Genomic DNA, 7,350 nt, shown 5'->3' with positions numbered 1-7,350 from the left:
TTACAACAACGACTATGAAAGTGCTTAACATCATTGTTGCAGCCGCCGCTTCGATGGCGCTGATGGCTGCATGCTCTTCAAAGACCGGATCGGCCGCCGCAGAGGCATCGCAGAACGATACCGTGGCTGTAGCTGCTCCCGCTGAGGCTGTGATCGAGGTTGCCGCAGGCGACACCGCTCTCTCTTTCTCGACTCCGCTCGCAGTGATCGACTTCAACGCCACATGGTGCGGCCCGTGCCAGCAGTTCAAGCCTGTATTCCACAAGGTGGCTGCCAAATATGCCGACCGTATAACATTCTTCTCGGTCGATACCGATTCGTGCCCCGCGCTCGCAGCGCAGTATCAGGCGCAGTCCATCCCGCAGATCACGGCTATCAGCGCCGACTCTGTGGTGGCCAACCAGATCGGCTCGATGTCGGAGGCTGACTTCACAGCCTACATTGAGTCGCTGCTTCAGTAAGCCGACGATTCGCGACAATACTAAAAACGCTTCCTGTACAGAGTTGTGTACGGGAAGCGTTTTTTCATGACGTCAGCGGGCTTTTATAGGCTGATGGAGACCCCGGCGTTGATGCATCGGGGGAGAGCCGGGCCGTAAATATAGCCAGAGTCACGGTTGACACCGGAGTCGAAATCGTTCTGATAGGAGTTGAAAATGTTGCTGACTCCGGCCGAAACATCGAGATTCACGCGGTTGAAAAGCTTGAAATTGTAAGTGAGTTTGACCGATGCGTCGAAAAACGACTGTGTGCGCACTGCCAGATCCACATCCGTGCCCGATCCCTCCATATGCTGTACGGTCATGGGGCCTGTGCCGGTGGCGTTGAATGTGGCCGTAAGCCGATGGGTTATTTCCCAGTTGGCGGTGATATATCCGTAGATGTCAGGCGTGCGGAACATTTTTTTCTCAGCCGGCACGGCAGGGTTGTCGCTCCACTGTTCGGGTTTCTTGTAGCGGCTGCTTTGCAGAGTGATGCCGCCCTGCATGTCGAAATGGTTGGAGAAAAATGCCTTGGCTTCAAGATTCATGCCCATTACGCGCGCTCCGCTGCCATTGTAGCGTTCGAGCACGGCGTTGCCCGCGGCGTCGGTCCCTTCGAGCTGTCGTAGGGCGAACACATCACGCAGGTCGGTGAAGAATGCCTCGACGAGCAGATTGGTCTGCACGTTGCCGAAACGGTGGTAGAGGTCGGCCGAGAGGCTCACGCTCTGCGAGCTTTCCTGCTTGAGGCCTGGTGCAAGCACGGTGACGACACGTTCGCCGCCTACGATTGCCACGTGGAAGTCTTCGTCGTAGGCCTGCGGCGAGCGGAAGCCGGTGGAGTAGGATGCTCTGAAATTCATGTTTGACGACGGGTTGAAGCGTATGTTGAGTCGGGGCGATATTATGGGGTCGTGGATCAGCGAGTGCTTGTCGACACGGGCGCTGGCCAGAAAGCCCCATCGCTCGTCGCGCCATTCGTTCTGCAGATAGCCGCTGTAGATGCGAACGCACTGCTTCACGTTGTGGTCATAGCCGAGGGTGACATCATGCAGGCGGTTGAAGGAGTACTCCGTGCCCGCCACGAGCTTGGCCGGCATGAAGAGGAAGCGGTCCATCGAGTGGGTCCACTGACCTCCGGCGGTGATAACCAGGTCGGAGGTGCGTCCGTAGGCGTCGGGATCCATTTCAGATCCGTAGTAGCTCTGACGTCGGGTGTTCTGGCTGGCGGCGAACACCGACAGGTGGTCGCGGCGGTCGCGCAGCCAGAGGTCGAAGGTGGCTTCTCCGGCGTGGATGTTGTGGTCGGTCTGTTCGGCTATCATCGCCATATGGGGCGGAAGCTTGAGATTGTCGCCTCCGCGGCGGTATTCGTGGGTATTGTGATATTCGACGGTGAGCTTGCTGATGTCGGAAGTGCGGAAGAAGCTGCGCGCTCCGAGTGTCTGTGTCTTGAGCTGTGCCACTTCGGTGAATCCGTCGCCGTTGTGGTCATATCCGTCGCGGTGGCGGCTCTGTCCGTAGATGAATAGCCCCGCAAGGCCGTTGTCGGTGACCACCGATGCGTTGAGGGTGGTGTTGTTGTCAAACGATCCCGAGGGGCCGATCGACGTCAGCTGGTGCGATACCTGTGCGGAGTTGGTCATCGGATCTTTGGTGATGATGTTGATGGTGCCTCCTATGGCCGATGAGCCGAAGAGCGCCGATCCGCCTCCGCGCATCACCTCCACGCGGTCGATCATGTTGGCCGGTATCTGTTCGAGCCCGTAGACTCCGGTCAGAGCCGAGAATACGGGGCGGGAGTTCATGAGTATCTGCGAGTAGTGTCCGTCGAGTCCGTTGATGCGCACCTGCGTGAAGCCGCAGTTCTGGCAGTCGTTCTCCACGCGCACTCCGGGCTGGAAGTCGAGTCCGTCGGCGAGTGAGCACGCCCCGAGCCGCTGGAACATTGAGCCGTTGATCACGTTGACGAGCGATGGGCTCTCACGGCGGAGCGTTTCGCTCTTCGATGAGGTGACCACCACCTGGTCGAGCATGAACGCGTCGGGGGCGAGATCGAAATTGACTTCTACTGTCCGCCGCGGCTCTACAGATGTTTCAAGCCGTGTGGTGACGTATCCGGTGCAGCTTGCCTCAAGTGTGTATTCTCCGGGCTTGAGATCGCGGAATATATAGTGACCCGATGCGTCGGTAACGGTGGCGAGGCTCGTGCCGAGGATTCTTATGACGCAGCCCGGCATGTGTTCGCCGCTCTCGGTGTCGAGCACGTGGCCGCCTATGTTTGCGTCGGTTGTCTTACTGTTTTGTGCTGATATGCAGGAGATGCCGATGGTGTATGCCATCAGCGCGATGATGATTCGTCTGGTCATTTGTGAAACTGTTGATGATGTGGAATTTTGCAATAGGGTCGCAGTGGCCGCGGGCAGTTTCACGAAACGGTCGGAAATGCCTTGTGGTCAAGTGCGGGTATGTGTGGGGATCATCATCAGCAGCAGGGTGGTCCGCGCAGTTTTGCGCTGAGATGGCCGGCGTATGGCGTCGTGGCGTCATAATGGCCTACGATTAAGGCGTATTGTATTGGAGCGGCATCGGACGGATCCGCGCATGGCGTGTCGGCCGAAGAGGCCGTGAGGTTGAGTGATGCTATGAGGTCAAGCTCATTCGCCGTATGGGTATGGTGTGAAGATGATGTGTAGGGATGGGAGTGTGCCACCAGCCGTCCTCCGGAGAGCAGATGATAGTGTGTGAACACGGTGTTCGAAAACATAAAGTTGACGAACACAAGCAGCAACGCGGCGGAAAATATCTTCGCAGCTTTTCTCTTCACGCTGCAAAGTTACCAAGAATCCGCGAAATACGAAAAAACGCGGGTGAATGGTCTATGATACGTGATAAATGTTGTGTGGGACGGTGGTGTCATGATGTATGCGTGGAGTGGTTGCGGATCGGTGTTTCTATGTCGAGGTCGTTACGCGATTTTAGCAGGTGGTGATTTTTTGTTAATTTTGCGGCACAGGGATTCATGACCAGTATTATGATAAAGTATTTGCTTATGGCATTGCTGTGGATAGCAGCGCCATGTGCCAGTTCGCAGACCATATTCGAGTATCATCGTTCGACTTACGACGTATTGCGGTTTGAAACGATCGCCGGCCGGTCCGGCGAGTGTCGTTTGTTGAAGCCTTCGTCGGGAAATAAGCCTTATGGCTATAGCAGTTCGTCGTATGTAGTCCCCGATGAGGTGACCGACCGCGATACAGGACAGAAATACAGGGTGACAGAGATCGGCGCCGAAGCTTTCATGGGCAGCAACAACGTGCTGTCGGTGGAGCTTCCGCTATGGCTTAAGAAGATTGATCTTGACGCGTTCCGCAGCTGCGGCCAGCTTAAGGAGATCGCGATACCCGACGGGGTGACGGAGATCGGACCGCGTGCGTTCATGCTGTGCGCCAAGCTTGCGAAGGTAGAGATGGCATCCCGGTCGATGCTCGCCACCATCGGTGGAGAGGCCTTTTCGGGTTGCAAGAGTCTGAAGTCGTTCACTATCGCCGAGAATGTGACATACGTCGGATCGGAGGCGTTCGCCAACTCAGGCATAGAGAATATACAGTTCAACGCCACGCGGTGCCCCATGAGCGGCACTCGCTATCAGCCTCCGCTGTCGGGTACGAGCAGCGTCAGGGTGACGTTCGGGGAAAATGTCCGTATGATTCCCGACAATTTCTTTGCCGGCGTGAAGCGGATGTACAGTTTCGACGTTCCGGAGAGTGTGTCCGAGATCGGCGAGGCGGCGTTTCTCGGCTGTCCCGACCTGCAGGTTGTAAGAGTGCCCGCGTCGGTGAACAAAGTCGGCAGTTCGGCTTTCGAGGGGTGTGTGAGTATGGTGGAGAGCGATCTGTCATCGGTCACTACGCTCGGGCGGTCGGTTTTCAAAGGCTGCACGAAGCTTGCGAAAGCTGTGCTCAGTCAGCGTCTTGACAAGATCCCCGACGAAACGTTCATGGGATGCGTCGCACTTGAGGATTTCGCCATTCCGTCGGCGGTGAGGATGATCGGAAAGCGTGCTTTTCAGCGCTGTGCCGCGTTGCCGCTTGATGGTGTGGCTCTATGGCCTAAGCATCTTGCCACGATCGATACGCGCGCGTTCGAAGGGTGCGAGTTGCTGATATCGTTACCTCCGGCGAGTGTGCGTTACGGTGACTATGCGCTGTCGGCCACCGGGCTTGAGTCAGGCAAAGTCCTGTCGACGACACTCGGCAAGGCAGTGTTTGCCGACTGCCTGTCGCTCAAATCGCTCTCGACACAGTCGGGTATGGGGCTGACTGTGATACCCGACAGCCTGTTTGCCGGATGCCGCGCTATGGAGGTGATGCCCGTAATGTCGATTGATCTCGAATCGATCGGCGATGAGGCGTTCAGGGATTGCGTGTCGTTGCATGCGGTGGATGTGCCGGCAGGCTGTGAGAGTATAGGCAATGGAGCGTTTGACGGTTGCACGGGTCTCCGCGCGGTGAAACTCAACAATCGACTGTCGTCGATCGGTTCTGTGGCTTTCAGGGGCTGCAGCTCGCTTCAGGCGATAGATGTTCCGGATATGGTGGAAAATATATGGGCGGCGACATTCAGCGGATGCTCGTCGCTGGAAAGTGTAGGCATAGGATGTCATGTGGTATCGATCGCAACCGACGCTTTCGACGGATGCGCCGATGTCACGCATGTGACGGTGACAGCTCTGCAGCCTCCGACGACTACCGACCGGTTCTTTCCGGCGGATGTGTTCGCGTCGGCGATGCTCTACGAGCCTGCCGAGCGTGGCGCCGCCTATGCGGCGGCCAACGGTTGGCGTCTGTTTCACCAGCGTACTACGCTCGAACCGGTAAAGGCAGTCAATATCCTATTCGAGCCGGCGCACGGCACGGACATACAGCTGCAGCAGGGCGATGCTTCGCGCATAAAGGCGCAGGTGGCGCCCGACAACGCCACATATCAGGCTCTCGAATGGCACAGCTCCGACGAGTCGGTGGTGGCTGTGGATCCTGACGGAACTCTCCATGGTCTGCAGGTGGGCGAGGCGATTGTGACAGTCCGTCTGGTCAAGGGCGATGTGCCGGCGTTTGTGTTTCGGGTATATGTGGATCCCAAGCCTGTGGCCATGATTTTGATTGACGAGGAGAGTGTGGAACTGACCGAGGGCGACACCCGTGCGCTTGCGGCTGCGGTATATCCGGCCAATGCCACCGACCGCAGGGTCGAATGGAGGAGCTCCGACGAATCGGTGGTGACTGTTTCGGCCGACGGCCTGCTGACGGCGCTTGTGCCGGGCGAGGCGGTTGTCACTGTCGCGGCTCTCGACGGGTCGGGCGTGGTGGCCTCGTGCGATGTGAAGGTGCTTAAACGTATCATACCGGTGGCAGGCGTGACGCTTGACGTCTCTGAAATGGAGCTGATAGAGGGTGATACGCATGGACTGTCGGCTATAGTGACTCCCGACGATGCTACCGACAATGGTGTGGACTGGAGCAGTACGGATGAGTCGGTGGCAGTAGTGGCAGCCGACGGCACGGTGACCGCCGTGGCTCCCGGCATGGCTGAGATAAAGGCTACAGCTCATGACGGCTTCGGACAGGAGGCAGTGTGCAGGGTGACGGTGAAACGCCGCATCATATCGGTGGAGGAGGTGGCTCTGACGGCCAACGCCGCGGAGTGTACGGAGGGCGACGAGATAGAATTTGCGCTGACCTACGGTCCGTCGGATGCCACCGAGCCTGAGGTGGAATGGAGTGTTTCGGATCCGGAAATGGCGCGCATGATTTCGCCCGGACGATTCCTGATCATGCGTCCCGGGGAGGTGACCGTCACAGTGACGGTGACAACGCCCGACGGCGTTGCCAGAAGTGCGTCGGCTACTGTCAAGGCTTCGCCGCGTATATACCTTGTGGCGACGATCGTGCTTTCGTCGGAGGAGGTGGAGCTGACCGAGGGTGAAACGATGCAGCTGACCGCTGCGGTGACTCCCGACAATGCTACTGACAGCAGGGTGAGCTGGGCAGTGTCTGACGCGCATGTCGCCACTGTGAGTGAGTCCGGACTGATCGAGGCTCTGGCCGAGGGGAGCGCTGTGGTGACGGCATCGGCGATTGATGGATCGGGAGTCGTGGCCGAGTGTCGTGTCAAGGTTGTGGCCGCGCCCGTGGTGTCGGGCATACGTTCGCCGTGGGACGGTATGACAGACGGAGCCGAGACGGTGACTGTCAGCGATCTCGCGGGCAGGATAGTGTATAGCGGTCGCGCCGACGGCCTGAAGGGGGCGTCGCTGCCGCATGGATATTATATCGTTGCGACGCCACGGAGAGTGGTGAAGGTGCTGATAAGGTGATAAGGTGATCCGGTGAGATCAGAGGCTCATGCGTATGCGCCACTCCTGCGGATAGAGATTGTTGGCGCGGTTGCCGAGATTTTTCACCCACCCGAGGGGGAGTCCGTCGAATTTGAGCAGAACGAATCCGCGCGGCGCATCGATGCCGACGGCCTCGCGCCGCAGGAATGCGACCGCTGTCGGGCCGCTTATATCGCATGAATTGAACAGGCCGGCATTGAGCAAAGTCGACATGGCGAGCTGCTGCGAGGGCACGATGTCCTTGCCTTTGATCTCGCCCAGCTCGATGCGTGGCCACAATGCTGCCGGCAGGGCGCATGGCAGATATGCCAGCAGCCGGTTGCCTTCAGGCGATATGATGGCTTCGGGCGAGGCTATCCACTCCCTGCAGCGGTCGTAGCGGCGGTCGTGCCGGAGTGTCTGTCCGCGTGTCGGGCGCGTTTGTTTTCCTATGGCTCCGTCGCTCTTACGTATTATGGCCATGAAGAGTCC

At 58.2% G+C, this 7,350-nt stretch carries 5 protein-coding genes; 2 read left to right on the top strand and 3 right to left on the bottom strand.

What is annotated here, in order from left to right; all coding sequences use genetic code 11:
• On the top strand, positions 1–461 hold a 461-nt coding region (locus C5O24_RS09315), incomplete at its 5' end, for a thioredoxin family protein (RefSeq protein WP_205961085.1).
• Between the two features lie 83 nt (positions 462–544).
• On the opposite strand, the gene C5O24_RS09310 is transcribed toward C5O24_RS09315, so the two are convergent.
• Positions 545–2,851, bottom strand: coding sequence for a TonB-dependent receptor (locus C5O24_RS09310; protein WP_237613023.1), 2,307 nt, complete (start codon positions 2,849–2,851; stop codon positions 545–547).
• A 116-nt stretch (positions 2,852–2,967) separates the two neighbouring features.
• A complete protein-coding gene (locus C5O24_RS09305) occupies positions 2,968–3,309 on the bottom strand; it encodes a DUF8478 family putative metalloprotein (RefSeq protein ID WP_107036242.1) in 342 nt (113 codons plus the stop codon).
• A gap of 207 nt (positions 3,310–3,516) precedes the next feature.
• On the opposite strand from C5O24_RS09305, the gene C5O24_RS09300 reads away from it, so the two are divergent.
• Positions 3,517–6,858, top strand: coding sequence for a leucine-rich repeat protein (locus tag C5O24_RS09300; RefSeq protein ID WP_161553866.1), 3,342 nt, complete (start codon positions 3,517–3,519; stop codon positions 6,856–6,858).
• An 18-nt stretch (positions 6,859–6,876) separates the two neighbouring features.
• Here C5O24_RS09300 and C5O24_RS09295 read toward each other — a convergent pair.
• Positions 6,877–7,350: methyltransferase RsmF C-terminal domain-like protein (locus C5O24_RS09295; protein ID WP_439331588.1), on the bottom strand; the 474-nt coding region annotated here is incomplete at its 5' end.

Source organism: Paramuribaculum intestinale (assembly GCF_003024925.1).
Taxonomy (GTDB): Bacteria; Bacteroidota; Bacteroidia; order Bacteroidales; family Muribaculaceae; genus Paramuribaculum; species Paramuribaculum intestinale.
This window is presented reverse-complemented; position numbering and strand designations above follow the sequence as displayed.

Excerpts from the sequence above, each read along its gene's own strand:
- C5O24_RS09310 (WP_237613023.1), bottom strand. The coding sequence starts at position 2,851 with ATGACCAGACGAATCATCATCGCGCTGATGGCATACACCATCGGCATC.
- C5O24_RS09300 (WP_161553866.1), top strand. The coding sequence starts at position 3,517 with ATGATAAAGTATTTGCTTATGGCATTGCTGTGGATAGCAGCGCCATGT.